At 55.6% G+C, this 17295-nt stretch carries 15 protein-coding genes and 2 tRNA genes; 15 read left to right on the forward strand and 2 right to left on the reverse strand.

Annotated elements, in window-relative coordinates:
* Positions 1-122 precede the first annotated feature (122 nt).
* Together ACODS9_RS12920 and mgtE are read left to right on the forward strand one after the other, a co-directional pair.
* A tRNA-Arg gene (locus tag ACODS9_RS12920) sits at positions 123-199 on the forward strand.
* A gap of 400 nt (positions 200-599) precedes the next feature.
* Positions 600-2042 carry a magnesium transporter gene (gene mgtE / locus ACODS9_RS12925; protein WP_263160367.1) on the forward strand — a complete coding sequence of 481 codons (1443 nt, stop codon included), beginning with the start codon at positions 600-602 and terminating at the stop codon, positions 2040-2042.
* Between the two features lie 65 nt (positions 2043-2107).
* Here the strand turns inward: mgtE and ACODS9_RS12930 are convergent, their stop codons facing one another.
* Positions 2108-2434 (reverse strand): Arc family DNA-binding protein, encoded by a 327-nt coding sequence (locus ACODS9_RS12930; protein WP_003254499.1) that lies wholly within the window; start codon positions 2432-2434, stop codon positions 2108-2110.
* 345 nt (positions 2435-2779) lie between these two features.
* Here ACODS9_RS12930 and phnN point away from each other — a divergent pair, with 345 nt between their 5' ends.
* The 7 genes from phnN to ACODS9_RS12965 all read left to right on the forward strand — a co-directional run bounded on the left by phnN (position 2780) and on the right by ACODS9_RS12965 (position 8162).
* A complete protein-coding gene (phnN, locus tag ACODS9_RS12935) occupies positions 2780-3403 on the forward strand; it encodes a phosphonate metabolism protein/1,5-bisphosphokinase (PRPP-forming) PhnN (RefSeq protein ID WP_489094005.1) in 624 nt (207 codons plus the stop codon).
* A gap of 74 nt (positions 3404-3477) precedes the next feature.
* A tRNA-Arg gene (locus ACODS9_RS12940) sits at positions 3478-3554 on the forward strand.
* Positions 3555-3921: 367 nt separating this feature from the next.
* Positions 3922-4881 (forward strand): 3-oxoacyl-[acyl-carrier-protein] synthase III C-terminal domain-containing protein, encoded by a 960-nt coding sequence (locus ACODS9_RS12945; protein WP_489094006.1) that lies wholly within the window; start codon positions 3922-3924, stop codon positions 4879-4881.
* Positions 4856-5116, forward strand: a complete 261-nt coding sequence (locus ACODS9_RS12950; RefSeq protein WP_489094007.1) for an acyl carrier protein — start codon at positions 4856-4858, stop codon at positions 5114-5116. Before ACODS9_RS12945 ends, ACODS9_RS12950 begins: the two co-directional genes overlap by 26 nt.
* On the forward strand, positions 5109-5750 hold the full coding sequence (locus ACODS9_RS12955; RefSeq protein ID WP_401106188.1) for a hypothetical protein: 642 nt from the start codon (positions 5109-5111) through the stop codon (positions 5748-5750). The genes ACODS9_RS12950 and ACODS9_RS12955 overlap by 8 nt, the downstream gene beginning before the upstream one ends.
* Entirely contained in the window at positions 5747-7099 is a 1353-nt protein-coding gene (locus ACODS9_RS12960) for an MATE family efflux transporter (RefSeq protein ID WP_401106186.1), read from the forward strand. The genes ACODS9_RS12955 and ACODS9_RS12960 overlap by 4 nt, the downstream gene beginning before the upstream one ends.
* Positions 7089-8162: an alpha/beta hydrolase gene (locus ACODS9_RS12965; protein WP_489094042.1), complete on the forward strand. Its 1074-nt coding sequence runs from the start codon at positions 7089-7091 to the stop codon at positions 8160-8162. The genes ACODS9_RS12960 and ACODS9_RS12965 overlap by 11 nt, the downstream gene beginning before the upstream one ends.
* 282 nt (positions 8163-8444) lie before the next feature.
* Here the strand turns inward: ACODS9_RS12965 and ACODS9_RS12970 are convergent, their stop codons facing one another.
* Positions 8445-8990 (reverse strand): helix-turn-helix transcriptional regulator, encoded by a 546-nt coding sequence (locus tag ACODS9_RS12970; protein WP_401106185.1) that lies wholly within the window; start codon positions 8988-8990, stop codon positions 8445-8447.
* Between the two features lie 377 nt (positions 8991-9367).
* Here ACODS9_RS12970 and ACODS9_RS12975 point away from each other — a divergent pair, with 377 nt between their 5' ends.
* From ACODS9_RS12975 to ACODS9_RS13000, 6 genes are read left to right on the forward strand one after another with little or no spacing between them, the layout of a single operon-like run.
* Positions 9368-10672 (forward strand): efflux RND transporter periplasmic adaptor subunit, encoded by a 1305-nt coding sequence (locus tag ACODS9_RS12975; protein WP_489094008.1) that lies wholly within the window; start codon positions 9368-9370, stop codon positions 10670-10672.
* 46 nt (positions 10673-10718) lie between these two features.
* The gene (locus ACODS9_RS12980; protein ID WP_401106181.1) at positions 10719-11435 is read left to right on the forward strand and encodes an ABC transporter ATP-binding protein; all 717 of its coding nucleotides are present in this window, start codon (positions 10719-10721) and stop codon (positions 11433-11435) included.
* A 1-nt stretch (position 11436) separates the two neighbouring features.
* Complete coding sequence (locus tag ACODS9_RS12985) at positions 11437-13866, forward strand: ADOP family duplicated permease (protein ID WP_401106179.1); 2430 nt, start codon at positions 11437-11439, stop codon at positions 13864-13866.
* A gap of 47 nt (positions 13867-13913) precedes the next feature.
* Positions 13914-15326, forward strand: a complete 1413-nt coding sequence (locus tag ACODS9_RS12990) for a sigma-54-dependent transcriptional regulator (RefSeq protein WP_401106177.1) — start codon at positions 13914-13916, stop codon at positions 15324-15326.
* Entirely contained in the window at positions 15319-16644 is a 1326-nt protein-coding gene (locus ACODS9_RS12995; RefSeq protein ID WP_401106175.1) for a sensor histidine kinase, read from the forward strand. The genes ACODS9_RS12990 and ACODS9_RS12995 overlap by 8 nt, the downstream gene beginning before the upstream one ends.
* Positions 16589-17272: a 4'-phosphopantetheinyl transferase family protein gene (locus tag ACODS9_RS13000; protein WP_489094009.1), complete on the forward strand. Its 684-nt coding sequence runs from the start codon at positions 16589-16591 to the stop codon at positions 17270-17272. Before ACODS9_RS12995 ends, ACODS9_RS13000 begins: the two co-directional genes overlap by 56 nt.
* Positions 17273-17295 lie beyond the last annotated feature (23 nt).

Raw genomic sequence — 17295 nt, forward strand, 5'->3', positions numbered from 1 at the left:
CTCGGCTACGAACCGAGCGGTCGCAGGTTCGAATCCTGCTGAGTCCGCCACTTTTTGAAGTGGCTCTGCTTGCAAAGACGCTTCAACAAGCCAGTGGTAATCTGGCCTAAAACTACCACCACGGACTCATAGCTCAGCTGGATAGAGTACTCGGCTACGAACCGAGCGGTCGCAGGTTCGAATCCTGCTGAGTCCGCCATACATCAAGAAGCCCGCTCATTTGAGCGGGCTTTTTGTTTTCCGAATGCGCTGAATTGTCGCAGATGTCCATCTAAGCTACTGCTGTAGGTGATCCTTGCAAGGATCTGCAGTTCTAGATCGAGTCGTCACAAAACGAATGTGCTTTTAACGCCAGAGCAACCGTCGCACTGATGGCTTCGAGCGTTGTCACAGCTTTAGCGCGCAAACGATTGTTCTAGCCAAAAATTTAAGCGATCCGACAGCTTGCACAGTGTATGATTGCGCCCGTCAGCCCCGCCGGGGCTTGTGGAATACCACCATGGACTTACCCAGTAGTTACTCGCTAACACGCTTCATACAGACAGATCTGACCGATTGATTCTCCCGGCGTGCTCCGCTGCTGGGAGTGGAGTTCGCCTATGACCGAAATCGAAGTAAAGAAAACCCAAGACAGCCTGCAGGATCGCCTGGCCCAGGTGATCGAGCTGTTGCAGCGCCAGCGGGTGGTCGAGGACCTGACACACCGTCAGGAAGGTCATCACCATGACCTGGTGGAAAACCTGGTCCACCGCCAGAACCTGGTCGAGCTGCAGCGCAAGCTCGACGACCTGCACCCCGCAGACATCGCCCACATCCTCGAAGCCCTGCCGCTGGACGATCGCCTGACGGTCTGGCAGCTGGTGCGCTCCGACCGTGACGGCGACATCCTGCTTGAAGTCTCCGATGCGGTGCGCCAGACCCTGATCGCCGACATGGACGATCACGAGTTGCTGGCGGCCGCCAAGGAGATGGACGCCGACGAACTCGCCGACCTGGCTCCAGAATTGCCCCGCGACGTCGTTCATGAGCTCATGGAGAGCCTCGATGCCCAGCAGCGCGAGCGTGTGCGCTCGGCCCTGAGCTACGACGAGGAGCAGGTCGGTGCATTGATGGACTTCGAGATGGTCACCATCCGCGAAGATGTCAGCCTCGAAGTGGTACTGCGCTACCTGCGCCGGCTCAAGGAGCTGCCAGGGCACACCGACAAGCTGTTCGTGGTCGATTACGACGGTATTCTCAAGGGCGTGCTGCCCATCAAGCGGTTGTTGGTCAACGACCCGGACAAGAAGGTTGCGGAGGTCATGGCCAATGACCCGGTGACCTTCCACCCCGAGGAAGATGCCTACGACGCGGCTCAGGCCTTCGAGCGATACGACCTGGTATCCGCTCCGGTGGTGGACAAGAAAGAGCGCTTGATCGGCCGCCTGACCATCGATGAAATGGTCGATCTGATCCGTGAGGAAAGTGAGAGCGAAGTGCTCAACATGGCCGGTCTGCGCGAAGAGGAAGACATCTTCGCCTCGGTCTGGCGCTCGCTGCGCAACCGTTGGGCGTGGCTTGCCATCAACCTGATCACCGCGTTTGTCGCGTCGCGGGTGATCGGCCTGTTCGAAGGCTCCATCGAGAAGCTGGTGGCCCTGGCGGCATTGATGCCGATCGTTGCCGGCATCGGCGGTAACTCCGGCAACCAGACCATTACCATGATCGTTCGCGCCATGGCGCTGGACCAGGTGTCTCCAGGCAACACCAGCCGCCTGATGCGCAAGGAGCTGGCGGTATCGTTGATCAATGGCCTGGTCTGGGGCGGTGTGATCGGGGTGGTGGCGTTCTGGCTGTACGGTAGCTGGTCACTGGGGCTGGTCATGACCGCCGCGATGACCTTGAACCTGCTGCTGGCAGCGCTGATGGGTGTACTGATCCCGATGACGCTGACGCGCCTGGGCCGAGATCCGGCAATGGGGTCGAGCGTGATGATCACTGCCGTGACCGACAGTGGTGGATTCTTCATCTTCCTCGGCCTGGCAACGCTGTTCCTGATGTAGGTCGACGGAACGCCAGAAACAAGAAAGCCAGCTTACGCTGGCTTTTTTGTGTGCGCTTGGCAGGATCAGGACGCGTCGGCGGCCATTTCCACATCGTGAGCGATGAGGGCGACCAGCGCATTCTGCTGGCGGTGGGACAGCTGGCGGAAGCGTTGCAGCAGTTCGCGTTCGTGAAGGCTGAGCTCTGGGCTGTCCAGGCGCATGCTCAGCTCGTCACCGAGAGCACCTTCCTGGATAAGGCTCTGCTCCAGGCGGGCGATGATCTCGGAGTTCATGCTGCGGTGATGGTTGCGCGCTACCTCGGCAATGCGCTCACGCATCCCGTCTGGCAGGCGGACGACAAACTTGTCAGCGGTGCGGCTGGAGTAGATAGCCTGTTTCATTGGGCGCATATAAATTGACCGGTTGTTCTGGTTCAGGGGAGCGGTTCTCAAATTGGCCGCACGGTGGAAGTACGACCGCGGCGACGACAAAATGTTCAACCGTGATGTGATTTTGGTTCTTCATCTTGCCTCATGGTCGCCGTTTCCTTGGCGTCAATTCTGTGACAAATAGTGATCTCGATAAAGGCTTTTTGCCAGTACCAATTATCAGAAATGAGCACTGGTTTGAAAAGTTTCACATTCATCGAATTGCACAGGTGTCAGAGAAATGCCGTCAAAATCTGGTAAAAGACAGCAAAGGGTGAGGGAAAATCATCAAATGCGCTGGTTTCCCATACATTGAGCATAGTGGCTATGCAATATGACGCAAGCGGTGGGGCGGCCTCAAGGGGGCGCCTGATATTCCTCATGGGACCGTCTGGTTCAGGAAAAGATTCCCTGCTCGAGGCGGCTCGTGAGCGATTGTTCGCCCAGGGGGGCGAAGTCGCCCGGCGGGTCATAACGCGCTCTGCCGAAGCCAAGGGAGAAGCCGCGCATGGCGTGAGCGCCGAACGTTTCGAGGTGATGCGCGAAGCGGGGGCCTTTGCGTTGGACTGGCAGGCCAATGGCCTGCGCTACGGCATCCCTGTGCAGCTGGATGCGTGGCTCGCTGCGGGGCGCTCGGTACTGGTCAACGGTTCGCGGGCGTACCTGCCGATCGCCCGGCAGCGCTACCCCGACCTCGTGGCCGTGGGGCTGGTCGTTTCGCCGCAGGTGCTGCGCCAGCGCTTGCTGGCCCGGGGGCGGGAGAGTATCGAGCAGATAGAGCAACGCCTGGCCCGCAACTTCAGGCTGCAGGCCTATGATCCCGGCGTGCATGTCGTGGACAACTCCGGGCCGTTGGCCGGTGCGGTCGAGGCCTTGATCGCGCTGTTGCGCGCCGAAGGCGTTATCGCTGACACGCAGGGAAAAAGACCGACGTGCATAATGCCCGATTGATACATGACAAATGCGCACATGCTGGTTAACATGCTCGCCGTCCCCGCCGTACAGCGTCCGCTGTTGGCTCCAGTGTCTCAGTAGCTCAATTGGATAGAGCATCCCCCTCCTAAGGGGAAGGTTGGCAGTTCGAACCTGCCCTGGGACGCCATTCTTTCAAGGCATTTTTCAGCAACGCATGACCCCTCTCCGAGCCTCCATGGGCGCAGGACGGTCAACTGAGCGCCTTCGGCAATGCAAAGCCCTGTCAGACCGTCGTCTGTCGGGTTTTTTTGCTTCGAAATAGCCGTTCGCCTGACCGACATTCAAATGTCGGCACGCTGGCGGCCATGGTGTTCCCGAGGCACTCACTTGAGCAGCCACGGGCTCAACCTAAGACCGTCGAAATTCCATTTGTGGGACCTGCAAATGGGAAAATCATGCCGTTCAAGCAATCGTAGGCAAAAAGCGTGATCTGTTTCTGGGACCATGTGGGTAATGTAGCAGGTACCTAATTACTTACTCCGTGCGGGAGCGTTATGCTGCCACTTAATGATATATGTTGGTTGCCGGATCGTATTTCATTGGCACCGTTGACTGCGCTTGAGCACTCGCATGATTTAAAGCCAGGTACTTGCAAGGTGCTGCAGCGCTACTATGCGCTGCAGTCAATCGGGCTGTCTTCGCAAACACATGGAAACATGTTGATGGAGACGCTGGGCGCGCTGATTGTTGCACATCCTCAGGTCAAAAAAGTCAAAGGGTGTCTGGTGTATGCCAAAACGCAGACGCATAACACATTCTTTGATAATCATTGGTTGAAGAACCTTGCCGAAACCTGTGGCATTGGTCATTGGGAAGTGCTGAGCGTCAGCATGAACCATTGCGCATCTGCCTTGTCGGCCATCCATTTGTTCAAGAATAGATTGAGTAAAAGCGGTGAGCCACTGCTGCTGCTCACAGGGGAGAAGGCGTTCCACAGCGCAATCAATCGACTGGATAATGCCGTGCTGGCTGAAGTACCGGCGGCGATGCTGCTCAACGCGGGGGCTGCCCAGTGGGACGTGAGGCATACGGCGGTGAGGCACCTGCCGTCCTTTTATGATAATCACCGGAATGCGCCTGCCGTGCTTCGGCGTGAGCGCTATGCATCGCTGGAGCAGGAGTATCATGACTTTTATCTCCAGGCGCTGGATAAATTCAACGTCTCGCCTGACAGTGTTGATGCAATTGTTCCCGGCAACCTGGATTTGCCGATGCTGAAGAAAGTGGCCGCCAAGCTGAATTTCAAAGGCACTCTGTTTACCGAACATTTTTCCAACTATGGGCATGCTTACTGCTCGGATGCGTTGTTCAATCTGTCCGCGCTGTTAAAGGTGTTTGCAGGGGAAAGGATTGTCTGTCTCACCATGGGTATGGGCGTTACGCTCTCATGTATTTTAATTGAAAGAAACCAGCGCAGCGAGGTTGTACATGTCACATCTTCTTTTGGCCGTTAATGAAGCACTCAATGATGTTATGTCCTCACCTGTATTGGTTGGACCAGAAACGGACTTCAATGAGGATCTGGATCTGGATTCGGTGTTGTTTGTACAGTTTTTACTGACACTCGAAGAAAAAATCCCGGGCTTGATGTTTGAGCCCGATCAGATCAATCAGGACGCCTTCACCACAGTCGGTAAATTGACCCATTGGATTGAGCTGCACCTGCAGTTGGAGGGCTCCCATGCCTGAAGGTCTGTTCAACAGGGTTTATCAGCTATTTGCAGGCAATGAGCCCGTAGACGCCGTGCGACAATTGCGTCTTGAGTTGCCTCATCAGGCCGGGGACGCATTCTGCCAGGGCTATCAACTCGTGCCGCACGAGCAGAAGGCAACTGTCCAATCGCTCCAGGCAGACAGGGTGCTTGCTTCCCTCGGTCTTGATCTGCAATTCCAGGGTGGGGAGCAGGTGATCGCCGTCGATGATACCCAGCTGGTTGTCTCAGTCGCTGCCCGCCTGGGGCTATTGATGCGCATGCTGGACATGAGTTGGGCGCATTTGTCTTCGCGTAGGAGTTTCGGCGTTAAAACCACCCGGCATCAGCTGATCAAAGCCGAGTTTGCGGATCTGAGCAGCCAGTGCAGCCTGCTGGTGTCGCAATGGGAAATACGTAGCGCTGAGCAGGACTTCCAGGACGTCGAAGAAGACCACTGGCAGATCACTCTGTTGAGCAACAGGGCAGAGAAGTTGATGGGAGGCCATGGCTATCTGCTTGGTGCGGCACACACGCTGGCCTACCTCTCGATGATGTTCTACAGCCTTCATGGCAAAGCGGCAGGGCAATACCCCCCTGCTCGGTGTGACGTCGAGGGAGTGCTTGCGTGAACACATCATCGGGCGTGGTTCTGTCGCAACGTCAGGGGGCAGGCCGGGATATCGCGGACCTGTTGAAGCTTGCCTGGCCGATGATTGTTGTTGCCGTCGCGGTGTCATTTTCACAAAACATCCAGACCGCGATCCTGGGACATGGCGCTGAGACGACATCGATTTACTGGCTGTCGATGCTGCAGCCGTTCAGCTTTTTGTTTCTGGCGATTCTCGAGTGCCTGGCGATCAGCAATCAGGTATTCAGTGCCAGGTCTGTAAACCTGTGGTCAAGGCAGAAGATCTTGAGGGCGACCCTGATCTTGTCTGTCCTGGGGATACTGCTGGTCGCCTTGCTGAGCGGGACGATTGCGCTGACCGCCACCTGGCTGGAGAAGCTGCTGCCTGTCTCTGGAGGGGGCTTCTATCAAGAGGCGCTGCCGCTCTACTTTTTGTCGACGTTGCCGTTCATTCAGCTGGAGATGTGCAACAGCGCCTTGCGCGGGCAGGGCAAGAGTGCAGTGAGCATGTTACTGGTCATTGCCTACATCCTCCTGAACGCCAGCATTTGTTACACCAGTTACCACGTCTACGGTTTGGGCTTCTATTCCATCATCGTCGCCAATGCCCTGGCCTCCAGTCTGCTGATCCCGATTGCGACATGGCTGGTTTGGCGGGTCGGTCACCAGCAGCAGGATGACCGCCCGCAGGCCTTTTCTGCGCGATTGAAAGGCCTGATCCAGCAGGTTGGCTTGCCGATCTTCGCGTCTTTCATCGTGGTGTTCATCAGTTCGCTGTTGGTATTCCCGTTGATTGGCACGTTGGGTGAACACTATGTCGCCGCGTTCCTGATCATTACCAAGATCAGAATGTTCATTGTCATTCCTGCCGTGGCCTGTGGCTCTGCCTTGGCGATCCTGATCAACCAGCGCTTGGCGATCTGTAGCGGTGAGCAGCTAAAACGCCTCCTACACCGCGGGCTGATGTTCATTGGTGGGCTCTACTTGCTGCTGACGCTAGGGGTCTACTGCGGCGAGGCCATATTGATCGGTATCCTTTCAAGTGATGGAGCGATCAGGGAGGCCAGTCGCCAGATGATGGTGATATTACTGCCGACGTTTTTCCTCACGGCGTGTGTGGCATCTCTGCAGGCGTTGCTGGAACAGCTCGATCAGGCGCGTCGTGTGCTGGTGTTGACGTTAATCATAGAGCTGCTCATGGTGATTGTCTTGCTGGCGGGCTGGGAGCATTTCTCCAATTTGAACTCAATGATGAGCGTCATCATGCTGTTCAGTGCGATTAACTTCCTGGCCTTCGCCAACGAGTACTGGCGGCTGGCGAACAAGATAGGCAGTGAGCATGTTCTTTAGTGTTGTCTATCCCCTGTTGCTGATGGTGGCCCTGATTCACCAGAACTATCTCCGTGTCCTGGTGATCATGCAGCTCAGGCCGACATTGCTGATGAAGGCCAAGGTCAGGCCGACGACACACTATGTCCGCACGTGCCGCTTGATAAGATTGTTTGACCTGTATGCGCTTGATTTTATGTCTTCCTACCTCTCAGCGCTGTATGCATTGCGCCTTTTCGAGAAAACCAGGCCCTTGCCCTATAAGCCGGCAGAGCTGAAACTACTCGATCAATGCCAGCAGGAAAACTTCGCCTGGCGCCACACATTCTTGAAAATGTTCATTTACCCGCAATCCCAGCAGGCCGCCGAGAAAGTCTTGCTGCTTCATGGCTGGGACGGGCGGAGCATCATGCTCAGACACCTTGCGCAGCGCTTGCAGGCGAAGGGATACACGGTCTTCGCACCTGACCTGCCGGCACACGGGGTGTCTCCCGGCAAGGGTGTCTCTTTCTACGATCTCTCCAAGTCCGTCATTGATATCGAACGACAATATGGCCCTTTTTCGGTCGTGATCGGACACTCGTCCGGCGGGTTGATAAGCTGTATGGCCGCTTTGCAAGGGCTATGTTTCAAGCGAATGATCCTGATCAGCAGCCCTTGCAGCTTCGGGGAAGTGTTGGACAACTATGTGCTGAGTCACAAACTGCCCAGGCATATTGCAACACCCATGAAAAATCTCTACCGCCTACGTTACGGCGTGCACCCTGACAAGATTGGCCCCGAGTTGATTGCGAAAATCAAACAGCCTGTCCTGATCCTGCATGACAAGGGCGACGTGAGTATTGATATGGAGGAGGCCATGGTGCTTAACCATGTCCTTGACAACAGTGAACTGATTGTAACTGAAGGCAAGGGGCACAATGGCGCACTGCGTGATGCTACTGTGTTCAGCCGTATTGCTGCTTTTCTGGAGCCTGTGGAGCAGGAAGATTATTCCGCTCTCATTGCTCCCGCCTTGCGCCTGCGTGCAGCGCTGTCAAACCTCCGGGACACGAGTGCGGTATTTGGCAAATACGACCAATAAAATGCTCGCGAGCGAGGGTCGTTATTTGTGAAACACCACACTAGCGTCATGTTTTTTGTGCGCAGAGAGTAACCGTGATGACTCCGGGTTGCCTCTGCACCTTCGTGTCTCCCCCTCAAATCATTTCCGCTCTATTCCCATCGTGCTTATCGATCTCTCAGCTGTCATTCCTGCAGCTGTTCGGCAATAGTGGGGCGGCAGCTTTACCGTGATGCTGTTTTTCTAGTTTTATCCATTCCCTGCGCGAGCGGATGACCGTACCAGCTCGGCAGGTGGGCAGGTTTATAATGAGCTGATGTTGTTGAGTAGCATGTTTCGCGAGAAATCGTTCCTCTGCATGCCGAAGATAAAGTCATACTCGGAGGATTCTTTCTTTGCCATTTGCTTGATCGACTTCGTTACGCTTTGTTTAAATTTTAACGGGGTTTTGTTGTAGGCCCTGCTGAAACTTCTGGAAAAGTGAGGCAAAGAGGAAAATCCGCAAGCGTAGCTGATATCGGTCAGTGACCAGTCCGGGGCGAGGTGGATGAACTCCTTGGCCAGTGCCAGTCGTACGCGCCACATCCACTTGATCGGCGTGACGCCGTAAAAAAGGTTGAACATTCGGCAAATATCAAATCGGCTTTTGCCGCAGATTTTTTCAAGGTCCTCCAGGGTAATCTCCTCTGAAATGTTATCGATGATGTGATTTATCACTGTGACAATGCACAGTGCTTTCTCTGTATGTGCGTGCCTGCCATAGATCTCAAAATGACGTTTGTACAGGTCATCCATTATTTTTTGTGTAAATAGGGTCTTTTCAGCATTCGAGATTTTGTGATCCCACATACAGACTCCGTTCTGCAGCGCTCAGTGGCGAGATTTCTTATTTTTTATGTAAGCTTTTGGCTCGTGACTGAGTAAGCAATTGCTATGCCACGTTTTTTTGCGTCGCAACATATTGTTTATTAAGTATTTTTTATGTTGCTTACGATTCGAGGACGGCTCAGTCCCATTTTCGGAGGATTTTTTCGCGGCTCGCTGAAGGGCGTCCCATTTTTGGGACCTCTGATTTTCTTGGGCCTTGGCTCCAGGACTGATTAGCTAGAAAATTCAAGATTTTCTTTCGTGCCGAAAACGAGACACCTGCTCGAAAAAGCAAACCAAGCCGTATCTGCTCACGGTTGGTTTTCTTCTCATTATCATATATTTATGAGGAATGTTGGTTGTTGGCATGGAATATGCCTGTGCTTGTCGGTAATATCAAAATTGGTGTGATTATGGATATTTCGATCCCGCAGTCGGGAAATAGACGAGCACTGAAGAAGTACAGTAAAGCCGTTGCCGTTGGCGTCTGCTCGCTGGTACTGCTGCTGATAATCTATAACTATCGGTTTTCGCCTTATCAAGTGCCTCTCGGCAGCGTCGCGGTTGCCGAGGTCAAGTATGGGGATTTTTCCGTTGAGGTTCGCGGTAATGGCGTGCTTTTACCGCGGGACATCAATTGGGTGGCGGCGAATATCGAGGCGCGGGTCGAAGAGATCATCTACAAGGCCGGTACGAAAGTCAGCAAGGGGCAAGTACTGGTTGTCATGAGCAATCCGACGCTCGAGCAGCGGCTTCAGGAGAATCAACTGGAGCTCAACGCGCTCAGGGCAGAAACCGACGCCAAGAATGCCGAGCTGCAAAACAAGGTGCTCACTCAAGAATCGGTCATACTCGAGGCAAAGACGCGATTGCTTGGATCGACACTACGACTTGCAGCGCAGAAACAATACAGTGAAGCCGTGCCCAGGCTGGAATACGAAACCACGCGTCTTCTCACTGAACAGTATACTCAGCAGGTCAGCTTTGAAGAGCGACGGTTAGGGATGCTCAAGCTTAGTGTCGAAGCGGATAAAAAGGCCAACTTCATGCGCCTTGATAAAATGCAATCACTGGTTGCGCTGAGGCAGCAAGAGGTTGACTCACTCAAGGTCACATCTCCGATAGATGGTGTTCTACAGGATGTGAACGTTCAGGTAGGGCAGCGGGTAACGGTCGGTAGTGATATTGCCCGTCTTGCCAAAGAGACAGAACTGTATGCCGAACTCAAAGTGCCCGAATTACAATCGCGCGATCTTGCTGTCGGGCAGGCCGTTACGATCAACACTGGTCGCAGCCGGTTCACCGGTGTGTTATCGAGGGTTGACCCTGCGGTGACCAGCGGTACGGTCAAGGTGGACGTGACGTTCAATCAACCTTTGCCACAGGAGGCCCGTCCTGATCTGAGTGTCGACGGGTTGATCTCGGTGACGAAAATCAATCACTCGTTGTATGTCGAGCGCCCGCCTTTCGCACAGAATAATGTGTCTTCCATGCTCTACCGGCTGGACCAGAAGGATCGTTCAGCGACCAAAGTCAAAGTGGATTTCGGGCAAGGTTCAGCTGACTACATCCAGATCACCAGCGGGCTCCAGGCTGGCGACAAAATCATTCTCAGCGACAGCACCGCCTGGCAGGGTGCTGATCAGATCAAAATTGCCAACTGAAGCAGCTCACGCCGGCTACCGGAACAATGCCCTGGAGACAGTAAAGATGGAACCTTTGGTAGAACTGACTGACGTAAACAAAATTTTCCTGACTGATGAAATCGAAACCCATGCGCTGAGCAAGATCACGCTCACCATTTGCAAAGGCGAGTATGTGGCCATTTCGGGGCCATCAGGTTGTGGCAAATCGACTCTGCTGTCAGTTCTGGGGTTGCTGGATACAGCGTCGAGCGGCATGTATCGGCTGGCCGGTCACAATGTTGAAAACATCTCCAAGCAGCAGCGGGCGCAGGTGCGTAATCGTGATATCGGCTTCATCTTCCAGTCGTTCAACCTCATCAGTGATTTGACGATTGAAGAAAATGTCGCACTGCCACTGACCTACCGCAGCGACATTTCCAAGTCTGAACGGCAGCAGAGGGTCGCCGAGGCTCTCACCAAGGTCAACATGTCTCACCGTAGCCGCCACTATCCCTCACAACTCTCCGGTGGACAGCAGCAGCGCGTCGCGGTAGCTCGGGCCATAGTCGGCAATCCATCGATCCTGCTGGCGGACGAGCCCACTGGTAACCTGGATTCGCAGAACGCCGAAGCGGTGCTGGGCATCCTCGATACCTTGCATCGGGAAGGCGCCACGATCTGTATCGTGACCCACGACCCTCGTTCGGCTGAGCGTGCCCAGCGCCGTATTGTCCTGTCCGATGGAAAGGTGGTCGGCGATGGAGAGCTGGTGGCGCAACTGACCCTGGTGAAGGAAGCATAAAATGCTTTTCGACATTCGTTATGCACTGCGCCTGCTTCTGAAAAGCCCCGGCTTCAGCTTCGTGACGGTGCTGATCATGTCCTGTGGTCTGGCCCTGACCCTGTACATGTTTTCAGTGATCAACACCATCATGTTTTCGCCGCTTCCTTATCCGCACGGCAAGAGCATGGTGCTGGTCAACCCGACAGTGAATGGGGTCAGCCTGAGCGACTCCGGACTGAACTTCATGGACTACAGCGAAATCAAGGCGCGCGCTACCCAGTTGGAGGACATCGGCTATTTCTATGCTGAACGCGCAGATATCAGCGATGGAAACAAGGCCGTGTCCTACATGGCCATCAGAAGCACTGAGCAACTCTTCTCCTATGCAGCTGTTCAGCCTTTCCGAGGGCGGGTGCTGAATCAGGAAGATGTTCAGGCCGGGGCCGAGCCTGTGGCGGTGATCAGCTACGCCATGTGGCAGAACTACTTTGCCTCTGATGCGCAACTTATCGGTCGCGATGTCAGGATCAATGGTGTCCATACCCGTATCGTCGGCATCATGCCGCAAAATTTTGCCTTCCCCTTTTTCCACGACCTGTGGCTACCTTCACAGCTTCAACCCTCGCAGTACCTGGTGCGCAAGGGCGCTCCGGAAGTGTCGGTGTATGCGCGCTTGAAGCTTGGTGTGGCCCTCGAGGATGGCAACCGCGACCTCAATGGCGTAATGCAGTCATTGGCGCTGGCGTATCCGGAGAGCAACAAAGGACTTTCCGCTCAGGTGCTGACGTTCCAGGAAAACTTCATGGGCGAGGAGAGCACGCTGATCTTCATCGTCATGTTGGTCGCCGTCAGCTTTGTGCTGCTACTGGCCTGCTGCAACGTCGGCAATCTGTTGTTGGCAAGAACGACCGCGCGCGCCAAGGAGATTGCGATTCGGGTCGCACTGGGATCGCCTGCAGGTCGCCTGGTACTGCAAATGATGCTGGAAAGCCTGTTGATCTGTTCGCTGTCAGGTATCGTGGCGGTCCTGCTGGCTGCCTGGGGGCTGGAGATAACCAACACGATTCTGCCTGGTTTCGTGCCCAACAAGATCCCATTCTGGTGGCAGTTGTCGCTCGATAATCTGCTGATCTTCAATGCCCTTGTCCTGGTGCTTGTCACGGCGGTGCTCACCAGTGCATTGCCGGCCTGGAAAATCGTCCGTGGCAACTTCAATGATGTCCTGCGTGATGGCACACGGGGGGCGCAGAGCCGTGGCGCCGGTCGGGTTTCACGAAGCCTGGTCATCTTCGAAGTGGCGCTTTCCTGTTCGATCCTGTGTATCAGTGCGCTGTTCGCGTTGTTGGTGTATCAGGCGACCCGGGCTGACTATGGTGTCAAAACCCTTGACTACCTGACCGGGCAAATCCACCTCAACGTCAACAGTTACCCTGACGATGCAAGCCGTATCCTGTTCTACCAGCGCCTGCGCGATGCCGCCGCCGCGATCCCAGGCGTCGAGAGTGTCGCGCTGACCACCAGTGCCGTGGGTCAATTCACTGTGCCGCGGCAGGTAGATGCCGACTCTTCGACCAACAACAGGAACGAGCGCTGGTCTCACCCGATGGTTAATGATGTGCAGGTCATGCCGGGCAGCCTGTCGGCGATGGGTATTTCCCCTGTGGCGGGCAGGGAGTTCGTCCACAGTGATACTCAGGACTCACAGCCGGTGGTGGTTGTCAGTCAGTCTTTCGCCGAACAGTTCTGGCCGGGAGAGCGTGACGTCATTGGCAAGCGTCTGCGTTTTCGCGATAGCGACGACCAACGTTGGTACAATGTGGTGGGCGTGGTGCCCAGTGTCATTCATGGCCGGCCTTTCAGCGCGTTCCGTCACCGCGCCACGGTGTATCGCTCTTTGCAGCAGCAGCCAGCAGCCTCATTGATGCTGGTGCTGAGAGCTCCGCGTCCGGAAACGGTCGGGCCCGCCCTGATCAACGCGGTTCGTCAGGTGGACAGCAATCTTTCCGTCAATCAGATCCAGACGCTGGATGAGCGCTTGGCTCGCAACACCGCAGGGTTGCATTTCATCGCCAATCTTTTCATGTTGTTCGGCCTGGTGGCGATGATCCTGGCGGCAACGGGCATTTATGCGGTGATGTGCAACCTGATCAGCCAGCGTACCCAGGAAATTGGCTTGCGCATGGCCATGGGCGCCACTGAGCATGTTTTGTTGCGTATGCTGATGGTCCAGGGGGGCAAGCAGTTGTTGATCGGTCTTGTCATCGGCCTGCCTCTGGCATTCCTGGCCGCGCCCAGGTTGACGCGCATCCTGGGTAATGGGCACACGCCTTTCGTGCTTCTGTTCTGCCTGGTTGCGCTGATGATCACGCTGGTCGTGGCGCTGGCGGTCTGGCTTCCTTCACGACGGGCAGCCAATATGTCGCCCGCTGATGCAATTCGTCATGAATAAACGAGCGCTGTGCTCACGGGCACTGCGCATCAAGCAGGATGCTTGAAATGAACGATAAGAAACACATCCTTGTCCTGGACGATGACACGGGAATCCTGACCAGCCTCGATATCCTGTTGCGCCTGCAAGGCTATGACGTGACCCTGGAAACCCAGGCGGACCGCCTGCTGGCGCATTTGGCCGGCAGGCCTGTCGACCTGGTACTGATGGACATGAACTTCCAGAAAGACACCACGTCAGGCATGGAGGGCCTTCAGTTGCTGGCCGAGCTGAAGAAGTATGATGATCGCTTGCCTGCCGTCGCGATGACCGGGTGGGGAAGCGTCGACATTATCGTCAACGCCATGCGTGCGGGCGCGGCTGATTTCATCCAGAAGCCCTGGGATAACGAACGATTACTCAATATTGTCCAGCAGCAGATGAACCTGAGCCAGGCGCGCCGTTCAGGTGATTGCCTGCGCGAAGAAAACAAGCTGCTCAAGCTGGCGCTCGAAGAGGACATGGACAGCGAGTGGGTGGTTCGTTCACCCGCTATGAAGCGTCTGCTGAGCCTGGTGGAAAAGGTCGCGGTGACCGATACCAGCGTGCTGATCCTGGGGGAGAACGGCACCGGCAAGAGCCTGCTGGCGCGGCATATCCACCAAATTTCCTCGCGCAGCGAACACAGTATCGTCGAAGTGAACATGGGCTGTATCAACGAGCAGCTGTTTGAGAGCGAGATGTTTGGCCATGTCAAAGGCGCCTTTACCGACGCCCGGGAGAGCCGGATCGGTCGCTTCGAATTGGCCGACAAAGGGACCCTGTTCCTCGATGAGATCGGCAACCTGCCCCTGACACAGCAGGTGAAACTGTTGCGCGTGCTGGAGGAGCGGCAATTCGAGCGCGTCGGGTCCTCACGTACCCAGACCACGCAATGCAGGATCATTGCCGCCACCAATTCCGATCTGGACAAGGCTGTGGCGGAAGGGCGGTTCCGTCAGGATCTGCTGTACCGCATGAACCTGATTCAGATCCAGCTTCCGCCGCTTCGGGAACGGCTGGAAGATATCGAGCCGCTAACCGAGCGCTTCCTCAAACGATTTGCGCGTAAGTACAACAAGCCTCGGCCCGTGCTCTTGCCGCAGGCTCGTCAGGGGCTGTTGGAGTATTCGTGGCCTGGCAATATTCGCGAGCTCAGCCATCTGTTGGAGCGCGCCGTACTGTTGTGTCGCGCCAATGTGATCGACCTGGAAGACCTTTGCCTGCCGTTCTCGGTATCGATCCAGGGCGCGGTGGGCCAGGTCACCGACCTGTCGTCAGGGTTCACGGACGGGTGCACCCTGGCCGAGGCCGAGGAAACGTTGTTGCTGCAGCGCTTGCGTCAGTATGAGGGTAATGCGGTCAAGGCCGCAGAGTCCCTGGGGGTCAGCCGCAGTGCTTTCTATCGCCGGCTTGAGAAACTTAAAATTTGCCATGAGTAAGTTTTTCCAAGCCTTCGAGATCCGTCACCTGTTGTTGTACAGCCTGGCACCGATAGGCGCTATTGTCGCCTACTTGCTGCTCTGGCTGTTTCCGCAGCAATCCATTTATCTCAAGCTGTTCACCTTGTTTGTTCTGGGGGTGACGCTGGTCTATTTCTGTTATCACTTTTTCCAGCAGCTGGTTTACAAGGTCAATGTCATTTCCAATTTGCTGGAAGCGGTTGAGCAGCAAGACTTCAGCCTGCGAGGCGTGACCACTGGGGTGGGGGTTTTCGAGGGGCTCATTGGGCAAATCAACGCCATTTCCAGCCAGTTGTCGCGCCACCGTCAGCAGCAGCAGGAGATGGACTTCTTGCTGCAAAAAGTGATTTCCAATATTTCGGTCGCGATCTATGCGCTGGACGGCAACCATCGTCTGATCTGGTGTAACCCTGCGGCCTCGTGCATGTCGGGTGCCTCGCTGGAAGCGTTGATTGGCGGTACGGCCAGCCGCTGGCAGCTGGACAAACTTTTGCGCAATGCCAATACCGGGCACCCCGTCGTGTCCGATCATGAGGGGCGACGGGGGCGCTACAAGGTCACCAGTGATACCTACATGGTGGATGGTGTCCGCCATGTGTTGTTGTTTGTCAGTGATGTCGACGAAATGCTGCGTCAGGAAGAGCAGAAAGCCTGGCAGGATCTACTGCGTGTGATCAGTCACGAGATCAACAACTCCCTCAGCCCAATCGCGTCCATCAGCCAAATGTTGCAACAGCATTACCGGCATCATTCCGACCAGCTGCCCCCTGGTTTTACCGAAGGTATCGATCTGATCAACCGGCGTGCCCATGAGCTGATCGCATTCATCAGCAGCTACAGGCAATTAGGCAAACTGGCACCCGCGCAGAAGGCGCGGATGGATTTGGCAGCCCTGGTGACAGAGTTGCCGCTCTTGTTCCCCCATCGGGTGATCAACCTGAACGGGCCGCGCCCACTGATGGCCAGTCTTGATCGGGTGCAGGTCCATCAATTGCTGATCAACCTGATCAAGAATGCCGATGAGTCGATGGGCAGCGGTACCGACAGTATCGACATCGGCTGGGTCGAGGAGAAGGGCCGGATTCTGATAACGATCCTCGATCAGGGCGTGGGGCTGACCAATCCGAACAATCTGTTCGTACCCTTCTATACCACCAAACCCAATGGCACCGGCATCGGCCTGATCTTGTGCCGGCAAATCGCCGAAAGTCACGGCGGTTACTTGTCTCTGGAAAATCGTCATGAACAGACCGGGTGCAAGGTCACCATCAATTTGCCAATGCAATCCCCTGCCTGAACTGATCCACGGCCAAGGCGTCTGCCTGCTGCGACACTTCGACGATGTGCGAGCGCAGATGACGGTTCGCCAACGTGCGCAAGGTTGGCTGCACCAGGTGCTGGCCAGCTACCTGGCGATACCGGTTGAGCACGTGCGTATCGCCAGAACCGCTACCGGCAAACCTTGGCTGCCTGAGCACGCCTGGCTGCGTTTCAACCTGACCCATAGCGGTCATTCGGCTGCCATCGCCTTGTGTCGCGACCATGAAGTCGGGGTTGACCTGGAAATGGTCAGCGGCAAAGTCACGGTGAAAAAAGCCATTGCCCGACGCTTTTTCCACCCGGATGAACAATGCTGGCTGGCGCTTGATGAAGCAAACTACCTTACCCGTTTCACGCAACTCTGGAGCATGAAGGAAGCTTGGTTGAAGGCACGAGGTACCGGGCTGACCCAATCGCTTGGCAGTTTTTGCGTCATCCCGCAGGCGGGTGCCAGCGGTTGGGCACCGGTCATGGTGGAGCCCCTCGTCAGTGCTGGGCAAATTCAGTATTGCCAGGTGCAAGGGGACGCGCATTTCTGTCTGGCTTTCACGGCGATCCCCGCTGCTCGGCAATCGTCAGTTCAATGGCATCTGGGCTGCCATTGAACCGAAGTGGGCGGTTGAGACTT

Source organism: Pseudomonas sp. FG36 (genome assembly GCF_057809275.1).

Excerpts from the sequence above, each read along its gene's own strand:
- mgtE (WP_263160367.1), top strand. The coding sequence starts at position 600 with ATGACCGAAATCGAAGTAAAGAAAACCCAAGACAGCCTGCAGGATCGC.
- ACODS9_RS12930 (WP_003254499.1), bottom strand. The coding sequence starts at position 2,434 with ATGCGCCCAATGAAACAGGCTATCTACTCCAGCCGCACCGCTGACAAG.
- phnN (WP_489094005.1), top strand. The coding sequence starts at position 2,780 with ATGCAATATGACGCAAGCGGTGGGGCGGCCTCAAGGGGGCGCCTGATA.
- ACODS9_RS12945 (WP_489094006.1), top strand. The coding sequence starts at position 3,922 with ATGCTGCCACTTAATGATATATGTTGGTTGCCGGATCGTATTTCATTG.
- ACODS9_RS12950 (WP_489094007.1), top strand. The coding sequence starts at position 4,856 with ATGTCACATCTTCTTTTGGCCGTTAATGAAGCACTCAATGATGTTATG.
- ACODS9_RS12955 (WP_401106188.1), top strand. The coding sequence starts at position 5,109 with ATGCCTGAAGGTCTGTTCAACAGGGTTTATCAGCTATTTGCAGGCAAT.
- ACODS9_RS12965 (WP_489094042.1), top strand. The coding sequence starts at position 7,089 with ATGTTCTTTAGTGTTGTCTATCCCCTGTTGCTGATGGTGGCCCTGATT.
- ACODS9_RS12970 (WP_401106185.1), bottom strand. The coding sequence starts at position 8,990 with ATGTGGGATCACAAAATCTCGAATGCTGAAAAGACCCTATTTACACAA.
- ACODS9_RS12980 (WP_401106181.1), top strand. The coding sequence starts at position 10,719 with ATGGAACCTTTGGTAGAACTGACTGACGTAAACAAAATTTTCCTGACT.
- ACODS9_RS12985 (WP_401106179.1), top strand. The coding sequence starts at position 11,437 with ATGCTTTTCGACATTCGTTATGCACTGCGCCTGCTTCTGAAAAGCCCC.
- ACODS9_RS12990 (WP_401106177.1), top strand. The coding sequence starts at position 13,914 with ATGAACGATAAGAAACACATCCTTGTCCTGGACGATGACACGGGAATC.
- ACODS9_RS12995 (WP_401106175.1), top strand. The coding sequence starts at position 15,319 with ATGAGTAAGTTTTTCCAAGCCTTCGAGATCCGTCACCTGTTGTTGTAC.
- ACODS9_RS13000 (WP_489094009.1), top strand. The coding sequence starts at position 16,589 with ATGAACAGACCGGGTGCAAGGTCACCATCAATTTGCCAATGCAATCCC.